The following is a 17,946-nucleotide window of genomic DNA, read 5'->3' as shown; positions in this document are numbered from 1 at the left end:
CAATTTTAATTCAAAAGGAGAATTCTTATGAGAAAAGAAGAAAAAGTCAAACCGAGTTTTAAAGCTTTAATTCCATTTTTAGTTTTTATAGCAGTTTATTTAGGAAGTGGTATAATTCTTCAAGCTCAAGGCGTAGAAATGGCCTTTTATCAATTCCCAGCCCCAGTAGCTGTCAGTTGTGGTGTCTTAGCAGCTTTTTTCTTAATTAAAGGTTCCATTGATGAAAAATTTGATATTTTCGTTAAAGGTTGTGGTAACTCAAACATTATAATAATGTGTGTAATATATTTATTAGCTGGAGCCTTTGCTAGTGTCTGCCAACAAATGGGAGGCGTTGATTCAACAGTAAACTTAGGTTTAACATACATACCTTCACAATTTATCGTAATTGGTATATTTTTAATTTCTGGTTTCATATCTACTGCTACAGGTACTTCAGTAGGATGTATTGCAGCAATTGGTCCAATTGCAGTTGCAGTAGCTGAAAAAACTGGTGCTTCTCTTCCCCTTGTAATGGCTTGTGTTTTAGGTGGAGCCATGCTTGGAGATAACCTTTCTATAATTTCAGATACTACAATAGCTTCTACAAGAACTCAAGGATGTGATATGAAAGATAAGTTTAGAATAAACTTTTATTTAAGTTTGGTTCCTGCCATTATTACAATTGTTTTACTATTTGTATTTGGTAAGCCAGAAGTTCCTACTACAATTCAAGCTTATGATTTTAACTTAGTTAAAGTTTTACCTTATTTATTTGTATTGGTATTAGCAGTTGCTGGAATGAATGTATTTTTAGTTTTAACTGGGGGAATATTTTTAGCTGGAGCAATAGGAATGTATTATGGAGATTTGACAATATTAACTTTTGTAAAAAGTATTTACACAGGTTTTACAAATATGACAGATATCTTCTTGTTATCTCTTTTAACAGGTGGTCTTGCCGAAATGGTAACTCATGCTGGTGGTATAGAAGCACTTCTTGTAGCTGTTCAAAAGTTTATTAAAGATAAAAAATCAGCAGAAATTGGTATAGGTGTTTTGGTTGCCTTAACAGATATAGCTGTTGCAAATAATACAGTTGCCATTATAATAAATGGACCTGTAGCTAAAAAACTTTGTTATAGATACAAAGTTGACCCTAGACGAAGCGCTGCTATTTTAAGTACTGTTTCTTCTATTTTACAAGGATTTTTACCTTATGGTGCTCAAATGTTGATTTTAACTAGTTTCACAAATGGAAAAGTATCTCCTATGCAAGTTATGCCTTTAGTTTGGTTCTGTCAATTGTTATTAGTTTCAACACTACTTTCAACTTTCATACCATTTGCAAACAAATTAATCGTAAGAGATCCTTGGAATTTTTCTAGTGAAATGCCTGAAAGTAAAATTAAAAATATTGGTAGCGAGAGTATTCAAAATTAATAGATATATATAAATTTTTATATTTTATAAAATAAAAGAGTAGGTAAATTTTTACCTACTCTTTTATTTTTAATATTTTGAAAATCTATTTTTTTATCTTATATAATTTTAAGAAGCTAAGCTTCTCTTTATCTCTGGATTTTTAGTTGTAAACTTAATTAAAATAGGAATAAATATTAGTTGTATAAGCATTCCAGGAATAGCATTAACTAAATTTCCAAACACAAACATAAATGGACTAACTTGAGGTGCTATAGTTAAAGAAACAATGAATGCCCCCAAAACAGCAAATAATCTACCACCTATCATAGCACCTATAAGACTTATATATATTTTATTAGTTTTTTCAAATAAAAATCCACTTATAACTCCGTATGCACATAATTCAAAAGCCATTATAGGCATAACTGGAACTAATGGTGGCATACCTGTCATAAACCCACTTAATATAGGTGTTAATAATCCTACTAATCCTCCATAAAGTGGTCCTAATAAAAATCCACCTATTAAAACTGGTATATGCATTGGTAAAAATATTGATCCTGCCATATTAAATGTATGGAAAAACATAGGTAATATAATTCCAAATGCAATAAATATCCCCGATAAAATTATTTTTTTTGTTTTCATAAAAATATCCCCCTAAAAGTTAAATTATTAATTTTTATCTATTATTAAATAATAAATTTCATCATTTTCAAAAGCTTCACTTACATTTAACCCTACATCTTCAAATAATGACTTTTGTTTTTTAACACATATAAGCCTATCATTTTTAACAGTTTCATCTTTTTCTTTGTGCATATTATTTAAAAACTCTCTACTATTAGAATGAGCTATCATAAGTTGCCCATTTTCTTTTAAATTATTTTCTACTAATGACTTAATAGTTAACGTTTTATTTTGTAAATGTGGAAACATTGAATATAAAATTATTTTATCAAACTTTTCATTTATATTATCGTTTTCAACATCTAACTCCTCAAAGGATAAATTTTTAGTATCCTTAAATTTTTCTTTTGCTATATCTAGCATTTGAGTAGATATATCAACACCTTTTATAAATCCAGTTTTATTTAATTTTTTTAAAAAAGATATTAATACGCCAGTTCCTGTTCCTACATCTAATATACTTTGATTATCTTTAATATTTAGCTTAGATAAAAGAGTATTTATTTTTAATTCATTTACTTCGATTATGTTGTCCCAATCTTTTGCTATACTATCAAAAAACTGTACTTGATTCATAGCATATCTCCTCCATTTGATAAATTATTTCCATCTTAGTAATATCTAAAAAAATCTTTTATAATCACTATAACAATCTAAACAAACCTTCTTCCCCTCTTGAAGTCTTATAAATTGTTCAGATGATTTTTCCTTACATACCTCACAAGTCTCAGATAAAAATAATCTAGCCTTTTCTGGAAGTTTTATATTAGTTGGTGTAAAATCAAATAAATCTTTTGGATTAGCATTTATCAAAAGATTTTTATAATCTTCTCTTGATAAGCTTTTATCCCTATTTTTTAGAGACATTCTAACAGATTTATTATTTTTTCTATTATAAAAATGATAAACACTTTTTCCTCTAAGTCTTATAAGTAAATTCCCCTTACCTATAGTACATCCAAGCATTAATTGTATTGCATCTAATCCACATGCATCATTTTCAGCTATACAAACAATCTCTTCGTCCTCAGAAAATTCTAATTCTAAGTATTCTTTAGCTCCCTTAGAAGCTAAATACCCTATAGCTAGCCCTGGACATTCATGTCCATGAAATTTGATTACTTCTTCCCAAGTTTTCATAAGTTTTCTCCCCCAAAAACAAAAACCATGAAGATACACTTATATTATTCGTGTAAACCTTCATGGCTTAATTTCTAAATTTAATAATTCTTTTTTCAATATAAATAGTATATATTTATGCATTATTTGTCAACAAACATTTTATTTATTAATATTTTTAGTATTTTAAAATTATCACTACTTTTTATTATCACAATAAACATTCATAGCATCACTTAAAAATTTAGCAAGCCCTTCTTTATACTTATCTATATTTTTAGTAAATCTTTCATCTGCTACATACATAAGAGCTAACCCTCTAAATATTTCTACCGTACAGTTATAGTAATTATTGCTTATATGATCTCTCCATTTTTGTACTAATACTTGAACTTCTTCATCATCTGGATTTTTATCCATTAAATTTGCTAGCTCAATATATATATTATTAGCTTCTTCACTTATTTTTTCCCAGTCTTCTTTTGAATACTTTGATGTCTTTTCCCTACTTTCTTTATAAGCATCACTATCTTTATATCTTCTTTCTGTCTCTTCTTTGTACTTTTCTTCATGCTTTTTAATATCATCATAACTAAAAGCGTTAAAATTCTTTTTACTCATATTATTCTCTCCTAAATTTTTTATTGTTTCATCAATAGAATCTATTATATTTTCTAGCCTTTCTTTCTTTTTCATTATAAGTTTTCTTTGTACCCTTAAGGCATTTTCTATATCAAAATTTTTATCATCTAATATATTTTTTATTTCGCTTAATTTAAAGTCTAATTCCTTAAATACTAATATTTGATAAAGTCTTAATATATCATCTTCACTGTAATATCTATAGTTAGATTCATTTTCTCTACTTGGACTTAATATACCTATACTATCATAGTGGTGTAACATTCTTACACTTATGCCTGTTAATTTTGATACTTCACTTATTTTATACATTTTTACACCTCCTAATGAAATTCTATTCTATAACATTATGTTAGAGTAAATAGTTTTTTATATAATTACCTTAAAATATTTAATTTTATCATTTATTTTGTATATATTTTTTACATTTGCAAACTTATTGATATATCTTATTTTCATGAATTATCAACAGGTTTATGCCTAATATAATTTCATTGCATGTAAAAAACTAGCTCAAATCTAGTATAGACTTTAAGCTAGTTTATTGTTTTATACTTCTATTAATTCATATTCTTTATTTCCTATACCAAGACTTACACTATGGTCAACACATACTTCCCAATTAGTTTCAGGGTGTGTATTTATAAAATGATCGTGTGTATTATGTTTTTTCTCATCTAAATAACTTCCATTTATTACACTTTGTTTATTTGCCATATCTACACAGGCCATATCAAGTGCTACTGGATCAAATGATGCAAATATACCTACATCAGGTATTATAGCTAAATCATTTTCAAAATGACAATCACAATTAGGGCTTACATCTATTACAAAACTTATATGAAAATGTGGTCTATCTTTAAGTACTGCATAAGTATACTCTGCTATCTTTTTATTTAATATATCATTAGCTTCAAATGTTGTAGTACCTACTGCATCAAAATTACAATTTCCTATACATCTACCACATCCTACACATTTATCATGATTTATAGCTGCTTTTTTGCTTTCGTTAAAACTAATAGCATCATGTGCACATACTTTTTTACAGGCACCACAAGATACACATTTTATTTCTTTAATTTTAGGCTTACCACTACAGTGCATTTCCATTTTACCTGCTCTAGAACCACACCCCATACCTATATTTTTAAGTGCACCACCAAATCCTGTTGATTCATGACCTTTAAAGTGATTCATAGATATTATTATATCAGCATCCATTATTGCCTGACCTATTTTTGCCTCTTTTATGTACTCTTTATCTATTTTAACATTGACTTCATCTGTTCCTTTAAGCCCATCACCTATTATTATATGACATCCTGTTGTAAATGGATTGTATCCATTTTCATATGCTGCATCTAAATGTTCTAGTGCATTTTTTCTTCTTCCTACATATAAAGTATTACAGTCTGTTAAAAATGGCTTTCCTCCATTTTTCTTTATTAAATCTACAACTACTTTAGAATAGTTTGGTCTTAGATATGCAAGATTTCCTGGTTCTCCAAAATGAATTTTTATAGCACTAAATTTTCCATTAAAGTCAATATTTTCTATCCCTGCTTTTTTTATAAGATTTTCTAATTTCATAAGTAAACTTGTATTTTGGTCTGTTCTTAAATTAGTAAAATATACTTTTGATTTTTGCATTTACCTTATCCCCTTACCCTTTTATTTATATAATAATTATATCTATTTTTTCTTTTATTTTAAGTAATAATCTTAAGATTACTAAGTATAATTTTTATTTTTTTACTCTAAGTAATCTATCTAAATATATAGATTTCATCTGATCACTTGCCATAGCTTTATGTATAGGAGATAGCTTAAGTATACTAGAAAGTATTGAAGCCATAGCTCTATGACTATGAAGTGCTCCTTTATCAAATATTAAATTTTGTAATTGTCCTTTTTCAATAGCCATAAGTACTACTCTGTGAGCTGATGATGCTGGAGTTATTATTTTTTCTTTTCGCTTTTTTAGATGTATACATTTTTTAGGACAGCTTCTTGCACACACTCCACATCCTAAGCATATATCCTCATCTATTTTTATAGTAGTTTTGTCTAATTCTTTTACTTCTACTATTGAATATATAGGGCAAGTATTTAGACATTTTTTACAGTTTATACACTCATCATAATCTATATACGGTATAAAGCTACTAGTAGCTACTGGTTGTAAACTTCCATACTCTCTTGCAGCAACTAATGCTTCACAGCAACATCCACAACAATTGCATATAAAATTTACTCCTTTTTGTACATTTTCTCCACATTGTACTAAATTACTTTCATAAGCTTGGTGAAGTAATTCCTTACACTCTGATACATCTATTCTTCTTGCAAAGTTATTTTTAATTAAAGAATTTGCAGTATTATTAAAGGTCATACATATATCCATAGGTGCATCACAAGCCTTTCCTACATGTTCCATTTTATGTCTACAATAACACATACTAACCCCTATATGGCTTGCAGTTTCTATTATATGTGTTGCTCTTTCATAATCAAGTATAGTTATTTCATCATCATTAGTTAAAACTTCTTCCTGTACATAAACTCTTCCTAATTTAGTTTCTGCCGAATAAAATAAATCTTTTATAAAATCTTCTTCTACATTCATATATTGATAGTAAAGTTCACCTAAAAGTTTTTGGTCTATATCATTTCTTGTTCTCATTAGTGCAAACTCAAAAAAACCTGCCATAGGAGGTGGCAGAATATATTTTTTACCTTTATCATCTTCTAGATCTAAAAGTATTGCCTTTGCAGCAAGTGAGTCTAATATTTTTAAAGCTTCACTATCACTTACACTCCATATTTTAGCTGCTGTTTTTACTCTAAAGGGCCTTATTGGAAGTTGAGCTACTAAAGTTGCTTCCCTTTCTGTAAATAGTACCTTTAATATGTCATAAAGTGTTTTAGATGGTGGTACCCCTTGCGGAAATTTATTTAATCTTTCCTCTAAGCTTTTATAAGCATTTTTAGCACTTATATGGCTCATATTATCACCTCTTAAATTTATATGATTTAATTATTTACATATTATCTAATATTAATAACTAAAACTTTTTATATATATTCTTTATATTTCTATAAATTTCCTTTAAAGCTTTATATTTATTATCTTTTTTACGAAATTATAATTTTTTTATTAATTATCTATATTTAATAAAATGCATCTACTTAATAAAAGTAAAATAACATAAATTTACTATATAAATAAAAGTCCAAAATTTTTCTATCATAAATAATTCTTAATACTAAAAAATGAGCAACTTCAATCAATATGAAGTTGCTCATTATATATTATCCATTTAATTATAATAGCTCATCTTTTAATTCTTTATTTACTTCTTTTACTAGTTCTTTTTCTTCTTTTTTAACTTCTCTTATTATTTCTTTTGCTTCTTTTTTTGCTTCTTTATCTTCTTCTTTCATTTGATGCTTTAATTCTTTTGCAAATTTATGTGCTTCGTGCTTTTCTTCTTTAAACTCTTTTCTGCTTTCATGTTCATACTTTAAACATTCAGCATCTTTTTTTAATTCTTCTTCAATATGTTTTACTTCTGATTTAAATGTCATTTTTAACATCTCCTGACTAATATTTTATGTAAGCTCAACTTTCTTGTTGATAGTTTATATATACCCATAAAATACCAACATAAACATATTATTAGTTTTTTTATATATTTTTTTCTAAAATTATAATTTCTAATTAAAATTTGCTATTATACTAAATTTTGTAATTATTATTTAGATATTTAATTTTTCTTTTATATTTTTACATAACTTCCCAAGTAATAACCCCTAAAGTTACTTTGCTTTCATGATAAAATATACCATCTTTAATTTCTCTATTAACAAATTCTTCTATTTTATCTATGATTTCATACTTATCTAAGTAATCTTTATATCTATTTTTTAATTTATTTACTGAACCTTCATAACTTGTTTTATATTTCCAAGTAGTACCTATATAAAAAATGCTCGGTCTATACCCACTAAAATATAGTATATTAAATGGATATATAATATCACTTACTCCACAAAATTCTAGCCTTTTTCCTAATATGAATTCATCTGCCTTTTCTAAAACATCATCTTTTGACTTTCCATCTGTTGCTATGTAACAACAACTTTTATTTGAAGCTTCATTTATTTTTAATAAACTATTTTGGTTATAACATCCTGGGTTTAAGCTACTTATTACTAAGTCAAATTTTTTATACATATTCTCTTTGTTTAAGTTTATATCATTCCAATTAGCTTTAATAATTTCTATATTACTTATATTATTGCTTTTTATCTTTTCTTTTAGAACATTAAGCATACAATCTGAATAATCAAGTGCATATACTTTTTTGCATATTTTACTTAATTCTATAGAATATGAGCCTGTACCACAACCAATATCTAATACCTCGCTATTTTCATTAATATATCCCTTTAATTTTAAATTTTCTATAACATCCTTAACTCTATTATTACAAATTGTTTCATCATAATTTTTTGAGGACTCATCCCAAACCTTTATGTTCTTATCTTCTGTGTTTTTGTCTAAAATATATTCTTTACCTACTTTAATCCATTCCTTTTTCCAATACTCTAAATTCTCCATACTCCACCTCTGATAAATAAAAAATTAATTTTAATACAAAAAGCCATAAAGACAAATCTATTATAGATTAAAACCCTTATGGCTTTGTATTATAAATCCTGCTAATTTAATGATAGTATTTTTTTTAACAAACTTCAACATATTTTATATTTATAGCTATTTAACTCTTATTTTTATATTCCTAAATTTATTAAATATTAGGTATAATAAACTATAGAACCTAATATTTGGAGGAAATTATGAATCTACGCATAAAAGCACTTTTAACATCATTGTCACTTATACTTATATCAACTACTGCTGTATCTTGTAAAACTAATACTAAAAATACATATACTCCACCTAAATCAGATGCAGTTTTAAATAATCCTTTTATGGGATGGGCACCTGATGCACAATATACAGATTACGCTCAACCACACAAACTAGTTTATGCAAATATATATTTTAGCGAACTAGAACCTAAAAAAGGAGTATACGATTTTGATTATATAGAAAAAAAATATAACTTTGATTATTGGAAAAGCAAAGATGTAAAAATAATAATAAGACTAGTTATGGACTTACCTAACAGTGAAAACAAAATGTATATCCCTAACTGGTTGTATAAAGAAATTGATAAGGACGGTACTTGGTATAATATATCTTATGGTAGTGGATTTAGCCCAAACTATGAAAATAAAAAATTAATCAAGTATCACGAAGAAGCCATAAAAGCTTTATCAAATAGATACAATAAATCTTCTGACATAGCATTTGTAGCTCTAGGTAGTATAGGTCATTGGGGAGAATGGCATACTTATCAATCAAATGATTTTTTCATACCATTTCCTAGACAAGAAATAGCAAATATTTATGCTTCTCATTATGTAAAATACTTTGATAATAAAAAATTATTAATGAGAAGGCCATTCAAAGTAGCTAAAGATAATAATATGGGATTATTTAATGATATGCTTGGTAATAAACATTCTACAAAAGAATTTATATCTTGGCTAAATGATGGATATACAGATTGGCTAACAAAGGTTGATCAACCTTCTATGAAAGATTTTTGGAAAAATGCACCTTCTGGTGGTGAATTTGCAAGTGGTAACTCTGGAATGAATTTTTTAAAAGATTTTTCTATAGATAATACTATAAAGCAAATACAAGATACTCATATAACCTATATAGGACCTAATTGTCCTGCTGATAAAAAAGGGAAATTTCAGTATAATTTTGATAAAGTACTAAAAACCTTAGGGTATAGATATGTTATAGATACTGTAAAATTTAATAATAACTTAAATCCTAATGATAATCTTAAACTTAATATTAATATAAAAAATGAAGGTGTGGCTCCTTTTTATTATAAATGGCCTGTAAATATTTCATTAATAGACAAAAATAATAATATTATTTTTAGTTTAAATATTGATGAAGATATCACAACTTGGTTACCTGGAAATATAAACTTTACTACGTCTATAAAATTACCTTCACATATATCTAGTGGAAATTATAATATAGCTTTATCTATATTAGATCCATCTAATAATAAACCTAGCATAAAATTTGCTAATAATAATGAAATAATACCTAATTACTTTAAATTAGGAGAAATAACTGTTAAGTAATATATTAAAACTTAGATAATATATATTTATAAAAATAACCTATAAAGTGGATTCTTTATGTTACCCACTTTATAGGTTATTTTATTTATACTACTTTGTTTTTATTAAATAGACCATATATACTACTAAATATGCCCTTTTTCTTTATATTAAACATTGGTTGGTCTGCGAATATATGGTATTCTATCCTATTAAAGAATTTATTTATTTCATTAAAAGCAAATACCATAGATATTATACTTGAAAAGAAAAATCCATATCCATAAAAGTCTTTCCCAATAAATACAGTAATTATTGATAGTACTATTGTAGTTATTAAAAATACTGTTGCTATTTTTAAACTTTCACTTCTTGCATCAAAATAAAGTAACATTATAATTAAAAAGTTCATACATATATATGCTAGTGCTCCTAGTGTTAATATACCAAATATCTCAATAGAGTCACTTAAAAAGCCCATATATGGAAGTAACTTAAACCCTAATACTATGCATGCGAAGCTTCCTATAAACTGTACCTCTATCATATGAGTCATATGCATTACTACACAATCTATCAATTCTTTTTTAGCTCTTTTTATTTCATTTATACTGCCAGTATCTCTTACAAAGTTATAAAATTCTTTATACTTTGGATATATTAAAGTTTCAACTTTTACAGTAAATATTACAACTGCTGGTATAACACTTAAAAAAGCATAAAAACTAGGAACATCATAAAATGAGGCTACTCTAAAAGTATTGTCAACTACTGTGGCGCTATCTGTCATCCAAATTATAAGATTATGAGAATATGCACCTAGTGCTAAAAATATTCCTATTAAAAATAGTTCAAAATACTTGTCTAAACTCTCCATAAATTTCATGCACCTTGATAATTTTAAACTATCAAATCCAAATGCTCTATAAATTATCCCTATAAACATTATAGATATAAATATATACCCTATTAAAGTAGCTAAAAGTGCTATGTATAACTTAGGCATATTTATAAACTTTATTCCAAATATTGTTCCTAAAGTTATAATTAACATACCTATTACAAACCCTAAAACTATTTTTAAATAGTCTTTTACAGCTGATAAATACACCACTTCTATCCATATTATTCCTATTATTATAGTTATCATAACTGTCGCCAACTTTATATATATATCTAAAGTTGAATTTATAAATAATAATGATGTTATTATTAATGCACTTATACTGTATATAATTATACTTCCTATTAAAGATTCAAATATATATCCTATCTTTTTTTCATATATGCAATCTGAAACAAATCTTGATATAAACATACTTATACCATTAGATAATATATATGATATAAAAAAGGCATATATTATTATAGAACTAAACAGTTGTATGTTTAAGTAGGTTTCTCCAACTTTTTTTAATATATGTTGCATAATTAAAAATGACAATATTGAGATGATCATTGGACCTATGGTTATTAATGAAGACATAAAATAGGTTCTAGTTTTAGAAAAGTATCCGTCTTTATCTATTATCTTTTTAAGTTCAAATCCAATTCCTGCCATATTTATATTTCTCCATAAATTTTTCTATAATTTTGTATAAATTGATCTTGTGTATAAAAAGTTGATACTCTTTTATATCCATTTTCGCCCATTTCTTTTCTTAAATTATCATCTTTTGCTAGATTTACTATTTCATTTGCCATTTGAGAATAACCCATAACGGGTACTACTACTCCACAGTGTCCTATATTATCATTATTTCCATATAAAAGTTCCCTACATGCTCCTACATCTGTAGTTATATAAGGCTTTTTAGCTGCCATACCTTCAAGTACTGATAGTGGCTGGCCTTCACTTATACTTCCAAGAAGTAACATGTCCATTTTACCTATATACTTTGATATATCTACTCTCCCTGTAAATACTATATTTTTATTTCCTAACGACTGGACTAGGTCTATACATTCTTTGGTATAGTCTTCATCCTCATCCATAGGACCTATAATATATAGTTTCATATTTTTCATTTCTTCATTTGCATTTACAAAAGCTTGTATTATAGTTTTTACATCCTTTATAGGTACTACCCTTACTATAGCACCTATATATATAATACTTTCATCATCTTTTTTAGTATCTATATTTTTAAATCTATCAAGCTTTACACCATTTGGAACAACTTTTATCTTATTACTATCACACCCTAGTTCTATTTGAAGCTTTTTATTTTTTTCAAATAAACTATAAACCTCATCACTATAAGTATACGCAGCTCTTGATAAATTGTAAAAATACCTTATCCAGTTATCTTTAAAGTAACCTTTAACCCAATCTGCCTTTATTATCTCTTCTTCTCTTTCTCTTGTATATATTCCATGTTCTGTTAATATAAACTTAGAATCTTTGTTGTAGTATTTCCCTAAAGCTCCCACTAATCCTGCATATCCAGTAGATACACTATGATATATATCACATTTTGGTATATCACTTTTTAGAACTTCAAATACAGTCATCATCATAGACCTTATAGTCCAAAAGAAATGGTTAAATATTATATGTGGATAATATTTACTTGCTATATCGCTTACTACATCAAAAAAATCTTCACTCATTAATATATCCACTGTATTTACATTTTTAAGTCTATTTATGCAGTCAAATAAATCTTTCCAGTTAAAGTATTCACCTACTATAAACTTACCTATAACTTCTTTTTCTATATCTGTAAGATTAAATTTTACTTTGCTTTTAACCTTTTTATTATCGTCTATATCTAAGTATATATCTTTAATTTCTACAACATTATCTGGTATTTCATACTTATAGGTAAGACCTTCATCATTTTTAGCACTTATTGCATATATTACAAATTCAATTTCTTTCATACTACTAACTAGCATTTGAATCCAGCTTGAAACTCCACCTGTTACATATGGATAGCTTCCTTCTGCGATTAAACATATCCTCATATTATTTACCTCCTGTTGTTATACTAAAATCAGTATTAGTTGAATGTATAAGGTAAATATCTTCATCTATTTTTTTATAACTACATCCTTTAGTTTTTATTATCTCTTTATCACTTCTAAGTATATAATAATCATTCTTTGAAGTATCTTTTGAATATCCTTTTATATTATTTTTTTCATAAGAAAATACACTTTTAGTTTTTAGATAAGTGTCTAAGGATTTTACACCTTGAGATATAGTATCAGCCTCTAACCATCTAAAGTCTTTATAAACTATCGCCATAATTTTTTCAAAGTCCTTTTTAAGTTCTTCCCAGCTCATACCATGATTTCTTTCTGGATCTAATATGTCATCTGGATGTATAAAGTGAGAAAATACTCCATTTATAGTTATGCCATTGTATATCATCCACTTTTCAAATTCTTCAAAATCATAACCTGAACTATATCTAGGAAAATTGTATATTCCATCTTTTCCTTTTGAAAACTCTTGTTCATAAGCTAGTTCATCGTTACCTGCTACATATAAAGATGCTATAACATTAATACTTGGTATACCTTTTTTTAAGGCTTTTATACCTTCTTCTGTTATAATATTAGATGGTGGTACATATCCCCTTATTATATAGTTTGGGTATATCTCATGTATAAATTTATTTAAAGCTCTCTGCGCTTTTAACATTTCATCGTAGCTTTTCCATGGCTTATATCCAAGTTCTTTACCTACTAAGTATTTATTAGTAGTAAGTGGCTGATGATTAAATCCATGTATACCTATTTCTCCACCAACCTTTAGTAAATTTCTACCTAAAGTTACTAAATTTTTAGAATATACATCTCCATTAAACTTTTCTATATTATTTGTTACATCTTCGTAGTTGTATATTAAAAAACCTGTTGGAACTGCATTGTAATTTTCACACATTCTAACAATATCTGGCCACCATATATTAACAAAGAATTTTTCATCATTAACATGATAATATTTATAAATTATATCTGAATTTCCATTAGGCATTGGAGCTGGGAAATCATCTATATCTAAAACCTTAGAGTTTATAATAGGATATATAAACTCATCTCCAGTTCTATAAAGTATACCAGTTAATATACCTCGATTAGACTTTTCACCTAAAAACTGTCCATTTGAAAATATTACTTTACCACTACCTAACTCTTCCTCCCAAAGTAGAGGTATATTATTATCAGCACTTATATGAACCTTAACACCTTTTTTTAACTTAACATCTAAAGAGCTATTTTCTGTATCTTCAGTTCTTTTAAGGCCCTTACCTTTTATAAGTATATTAGATTTAACATACATATTCTCTGCTTCTATTAGCTCATTAATACTTTCTATTCCTAATTCACTTGAATATCTTTTTATATTATCACTAATCAATGGCCTTTGTGCAAATATTAAGTTTCCTCCTGATTTAGCATAATTTATAAGTTCATCTAAGTAACTAAACTCTTGTAATCTTTCAGAATTTATTATAACTGCTTTATATCCATTTATATCACCATTAAAATTTTTAATATTTTCATTTACTATAGACTTATCCATAGATTTTATAATCTCATTAAAATTTCCTTCAACCTTTTTAGATTCTTCACTCTCATCACTTAGTAGTAAAAACTTTTCAGTGTATTTCTTACTAGCACTTTCATATTTTTTTGATGTGTATACTTTTTTATCTAAGCTTGTGGTTTTTGTATTTTGAATTTTATCAAATATATAGTTATTTTTCATAAGAGATATTAAAAAACCTAAAACTAAAATTATAGATGTAAAAGTTATTATAAATCTTTTTCTAAACACTATTATCACCTTCTATCCAAAATCTTAGTATATCTAATCCTTCTTTGTCTAATTTAATATCAGATTCTCTTAATGACTTTATAACTTTTTCAAAATTTTTTTTATCGTTAAGTGTATAGTAAACCTCTAATAAAAACATATATGGTTTATAACTTTGTACAAATTTTTTCATATACTTATAAGAATATATTATAGCTTTATCATAGCTTTTAATATCTATATATATTTTTATAAGCTCATTTAAGTAATTTTCATCATCTTCTATGCCTCTTATATAGTTTTCTAATGCTAATTTATAGCTATAAGTTAACCTCGTTCTTTCTTTTTTGTCTATTAAATTACTATCTATACATTCTTTGAGCGCTTTTATATACTCTTTGCTCACCTCTTTATTCTTAGAGTTTTTATAATACTCAACTTCCATATCTTGTATAGCAACAGTAAGCTTACTTTTAAGCTGCGTTATAGCCGTTGCTGCATAGTGTGACGTCTCACTATCTTCATCTTTAAGCGCTTTTAATAAAAATTCTAAGTATTTATATGAATCTTCTTTTAGCATTTCTATAACTAGATTTCTTTTTATACTATGGTCATTTAAATTTAGTGCATCTTCTATTGGTATTAAATCTTTTTTATTTTTAAGCTCTGCTTCTCTAATAAGCAAACTTATATTTCTATCATACTCATTTTCTTTATCTATCAAATACTGTCCATTGTCACTTTTAATAAAAAATTTAAATAAATAAATAAACAATATATATATAATACCTAAAAAAGGAATAGCTATAATTAGTAAGAAATTGGTGTAAGCATTTTTCACTCTAAAAATTTTCATAAGTAGTAGTATAAATAGACCTATTAAAAAATTAATGACATATATTTTAATCATCTTCATCTACTCCATCTACTATTTTTACTGTTAGATTTTTACCTATCAATCTGCTTACTACTACACTACTTTCTTCTTTATTAGTATTGTTAAGTATTATGTATACATGATTATTACATACTCCAGCTAAATCAGTACTTCTTATGCACTTAGATATTTCTTTAGATAAATAGTTAATATCATTTAACATATCAACTTTTAAAAGTGTATAATCTGATTTCTTCTCTTTCTTAGATATCTCACATACTTTTAAGGCACTTTTTAGATACTCTTTTCTTAAAAAGATAGTTTCGTCTATATATCTTTGCTTTATAGTTGCTTCTTCGTAATTATAAGCTTTTATTATAGATGTCTCAATTAAACTTACTATAACTTTAAATAGATTTTGATAGTATAAATTCATCTTTGAAAACTTAATTTTATCTACCATTATAATACTTATTATTTTATTGTCTTTTACTATTGGTGCTACCATAGAAGGTAACTTTGGATTTAAGTTTTTATTTATATATATTTCTTTATTTAGTAGTTTATCTTTAGCTTCGTATAAATCATTTATTTTGATACTTTTTAGTGGGTTAAAATCCTTATTATTAGATTTTACATTAAGCCTTAAGTAATCATTATTTAAAGTATATATAGATATATTATTATTTTCTAAAAACTCTTCCATAATATCTATAGATGATCTTAATATATATTGAGGCTTTAAACTATCTAGCTCTTTTACATAAGAATATATCTTACCAAAACTATCCTTAGAGCTTATAACTTTTTCTTCTAACTCTCTTTTTTCTTCGTATGTTGAGTTGTATATATCTTCTAAAAATTCATATTTACTATTTTTTTCTTCATTTATTCTTTTTAATTCTTTTATTTGATTGTTCTTAAAGTCACTAGCATATCCTGTATATATTCCTAGCAATACATACATTAACATTTGAACTAAAGATTGACTAAGTACAAATATTGATATAATAGATATTCCCTGTGATAATTGGTTTAATATTAATAATAAACAAGATAATATAGATGCTATTACAGATTGCTTCATTCCATGCATCATACCTATTACAATTATATATATAATTTTTAAGTCTATTATAGTAAATATTGAATTATTCTTAGATAAAAATGAAGATATAAAGCATACAATCAAAAACATACCTATGTTTTCTACATAGGGCTTAGTTACTTTTATAAATTCATTTTGTTTTTTATCTTTTTTAATTGCTTTTATTTTTTCAGTACTATTAGATTCATTTATATACTTATTGTATATAGTTATTATCTCTTTACCTAAACTAAATTTTATATAAAAGTTAGTATCTTCTTTAAATTCCTTAAATCCTTTAGTATTTATTTTTTCTAATATATAACTATCTTTATTTTTTATAGTACTTAATACTAAATTATATATGTCTTTATCACTAGCTAATTCATACCCACAAATATAATACTCTTTATTTTTATTATATTTAGATAATAAATATACAGCCTCTTCCACATCTAAATAGTGAATATATCCATTTTTTAAGCTATTATCATAATTCTTATTTTTATTATCTACTACATCTTTAATTATGTTTAATACTATATCTTCTTTTTCTTTTAAATTTACTTCACCATATACTCTATCTATGTATAAAATAGACATATTTATATCATATAATCTTTTAAATTCTCTAAAAATATTCTCACAAAGTATATGTTCTTTACTTTTATTCTTTAAATTTACCATTATAATTTGAGAGGTTTCATAAGTTTTAGATAACTCTAAAATATTTAACAATATACTACTTTCAATATTATGATTTATATATATAACTTTATCAAAGTGTGTATTTTTAAATATATAATCATATTTATAATTTAATGAATCTAGTTTATAATTTTTATAATATGGTTCTCTTAATTCATCATCACTTAAAATAAACACTTTGCTTCCCTCTTTATAGAATCTATGAGCTATTGATTTTATTAGAGAATCAACCCTCCCCACAATAAGTATTTTCATCTTACACCACCTTTTTATAAATATTACTTTCATCATAATATTTTAGCACTTTTAGTCGATTTTTTGTGTAGATTAATCTATTTGTCATATATTTCAATAAAAGATTAAATATTTCAAATTATATATAAAATGAAAAAATTATAATTTTCTTTCTATTAAAAAAGT

General features: G+C 25.7%; 15 protein-coding genes. 2 read left to right on the top strand and 13 right to left on the bottom strand.

The features are described 5' to 3' along the window. The first annotated feature begins 27 nt into the window (after positions 1 to 27). Positions 28 to 1,422, top strand: a complete 1,395-nt coding sequence (locus ABCP60_RS03435) for a Na+/H+ antiporter NhaC family protein (RefSeq protein WP_092926153.1) — start codon at positions 28 to 30, stop codon at positions 1,420 to 1,422. A gap of 108 nt (positions 1,423 to 1,530) precedes the next feature. Here ABCP60_RS03435 and ABCP60_RS03430 read toward each other — a convergent pair whose 3' ends face one another. From ABCP60_RS03430 to ABCP60_RS03395, 8 genes are all read right to left on the bottom strand, one after another. Continuing rightward, the gene (locus tag ABCP60_RS03430; protein ID WP_343101248.1) at positions 1,531 to 2,052 is read right to left on the bottom strand and encodes an ECF transporter S component; all 522 of its coding nucleotides are present in this window, start codon (positions 2,050 to 2,052) and stop codon (positions 1,531 to 1,533) included. Positions 2,053 to 2,079: 27 nt separating this feature from the next. Beyond that, complete coding sequence (locus ABCP60_RS03425) at positions 2,080 to 2,670, bottom strand: methyltransferase domain-containing protein (RefSeq protein WP_343101247.1); 591 nt, start codon at positions 2,668 to 2,670, stop codon at positions 2,080 to 2,082. Between the two features lie 45 nt (positions 2,671 to 2,715). Next, positions 2,716 to 3,234 (bottom strand): FmdE family protein, encoded by a 519-nt coding sequence (locus ABCP60_RS03420; protein WP_343101246.1) that lies wholly within the window; start codon positions 3,232 to 3,234, stop codon positions 2,716 to 2,718. A gap of 177 nt (positions 3,235 to 3,411) precedes the next feature. After that, positions 3,412 to 4,167 (bottom strand): MerR family transcriptional regulator, encoded by a 756-nt coding sequence (locus ABCP60_RS03415; protein WP_166505289.1) that lies wholly within the window; start codon positions 4,165 to 4,167, stop codon positions 3,412 to 3,414. A gap of 237 nt (positions 4,168 to 4,404) precedes the next feature. Next, on the bottom strand, positions 4,405 to 5,511 hold the full coding sequence (locus ABCP60_RS03410; RefSeq protein ID WP_343101245.1) for a DUF362 domain-containing protein: 1,107 nt from the start codon (positions 5,509 to 5,511) through the stop codon (positions 4,405 to 4,407). Positions 5,512 to 5,605: 94 nt separating this feature from the next. After that, positions 5,606 to 6,868 carry a 4Fe-4S dicluster-binding protein gene (locus ABCP60_RS03405; RefSeq protein WP_195237110.1) on the bottom strand — a complete coding sequence of 421 codons (1,263 nt, stop codon included), beginning with the start codon at positions 6,866 to 6,868 and terminating at the stop codon, positions 5,606 to 5,608. A gap of 317 nt (positions 6,869 to 7,185) precedes the next feature. Beyond that, positions 7,186 to 7,449: a hypothetical protein gene (locus ABCP60_RS03400; RefSeq protein ID WP_092926167.1), complete on the bottom strand. Its 264-nt coding sequence runs from the start codon at positions 7,447 to 7,449 to the stop codon at positions 7,186 to 7,188. 199 nt (positions 7,450 to 7,648) lie between these two features. Continuing rightward, positions 7,649 to 8,485 (bottom strand): class I SAM-dependent methyltransferase, encoded by an 837-nt coding sequence (locus ABCP60_RS03395; protein WP_343101244.1) that lies wholly within the window; start codon positions 8,483 to 8,485, stop codon positions 7,649 to 7,651. A gap of 239 nt (positions 8,486 to 8,724) precedes the next feature. Between ABCP60_RS03395 and ABCP60_RS03390 the strand changes: the two genes are divergently transcribed. Further along, complete coding sequence (locus ABCP60_RS03390; protein ID WP_343101243.1) at positions 8,725 to 10,104, top strand: DUF4832 domain-containing protein; 1,380 nt, start codon at positions 8,725 to 8,727, stop codon at positions 10,102 to 10,104. Positions 10,105 to 10,189: 85 nt separating this feature from the next. Here the strand turns inward: ABCP60_RS03390 and pelG are convergent, their stop codons facing one another. The 5 genes from pelG to ABCP60_RS03365 form a co-directional block, all read right to left on the bottom strand. Further along, positions 10,190 to 11,644, bottom strand: coding sequence for an exopolysaccharide Pel transporter PelG (pelG, locus tag ABCP60_RS03385; protein ID WP_343101242.1), 1,455 nt, complete (start codon positions 11,642 to 11,644; stop codon positions 10,190 to 10,192). Positions 11,645 to 11,646: 2 nt separating this feature from the next. Next, a complete protein-coding gene (gene pelF, locus ABCP60_RS03380) occupies positions 11,647 to 13,053 on the bottom strand; it encodes a GT4 family glycosyltransferase PelF (protein ID WP_240275905.1) in 1,407 nt (468 codons plus the stop codon). Between the two features lies 1 nt (position 13,054). Beyond that, positions 13,055 to 14,875: a DUF2194 domain-containing protein gene (locus ABCP60_RS03375; RefSeq protein WP_343101241.1), complete on the bottom strand. Its 1,821-nt coding sequence runs from the start codon at positions 14,873 to 14,875 to the stop codon at positions 13,055 to 13,057. Continuing rightward, complete coding sequence (locus ABCP60_RS03370) at positions 14,868 to 15,578, bottom strand: hypothetical protein (RefSeq protein ID WP_343101240.1); 711 nt, start codon at positions 15,576 to 15,578, stop codon at positions 14,868 to 14,870. The genes ABCP60_RS03375 and ABCP60_RS03370 overlap by 8 nt, the downstream gene beginning before the upstream one ends. A 178-nt stretch (positions 15,579 to 15,756) precedes the next feature. Then, positions 15,757 to 17,781: a hypothetical protein gene (locus ABCP60_RS03365; protein WP_343101239.1), complete on the bottom strand. Its 2,025-nt coding sequence runs from the start codon at positions 17,779 to 17,781 to the stop codon at positions 15,757 to 15,759. Positions 17,782 to 17,946 lie beyond the last annotated feature (165 nt).

The organism is Romboutsia sp. MSSM.1001216sp_RTP31141st1_G3_RTP31141_220114 (genome assembly GCF_039031195.1).
GTDB lineage: Bacteria > Bacillota > Clostridia > Peptostreptococcales > Peptostreptococcaceae > Romboutsia_C > Romboutsia_C hominis.
The sequence above is the reverse complement of the archived record's forward strand: the minus strand, read 5'-3'. Positions and strand labels throughout refer to the sequence as shown.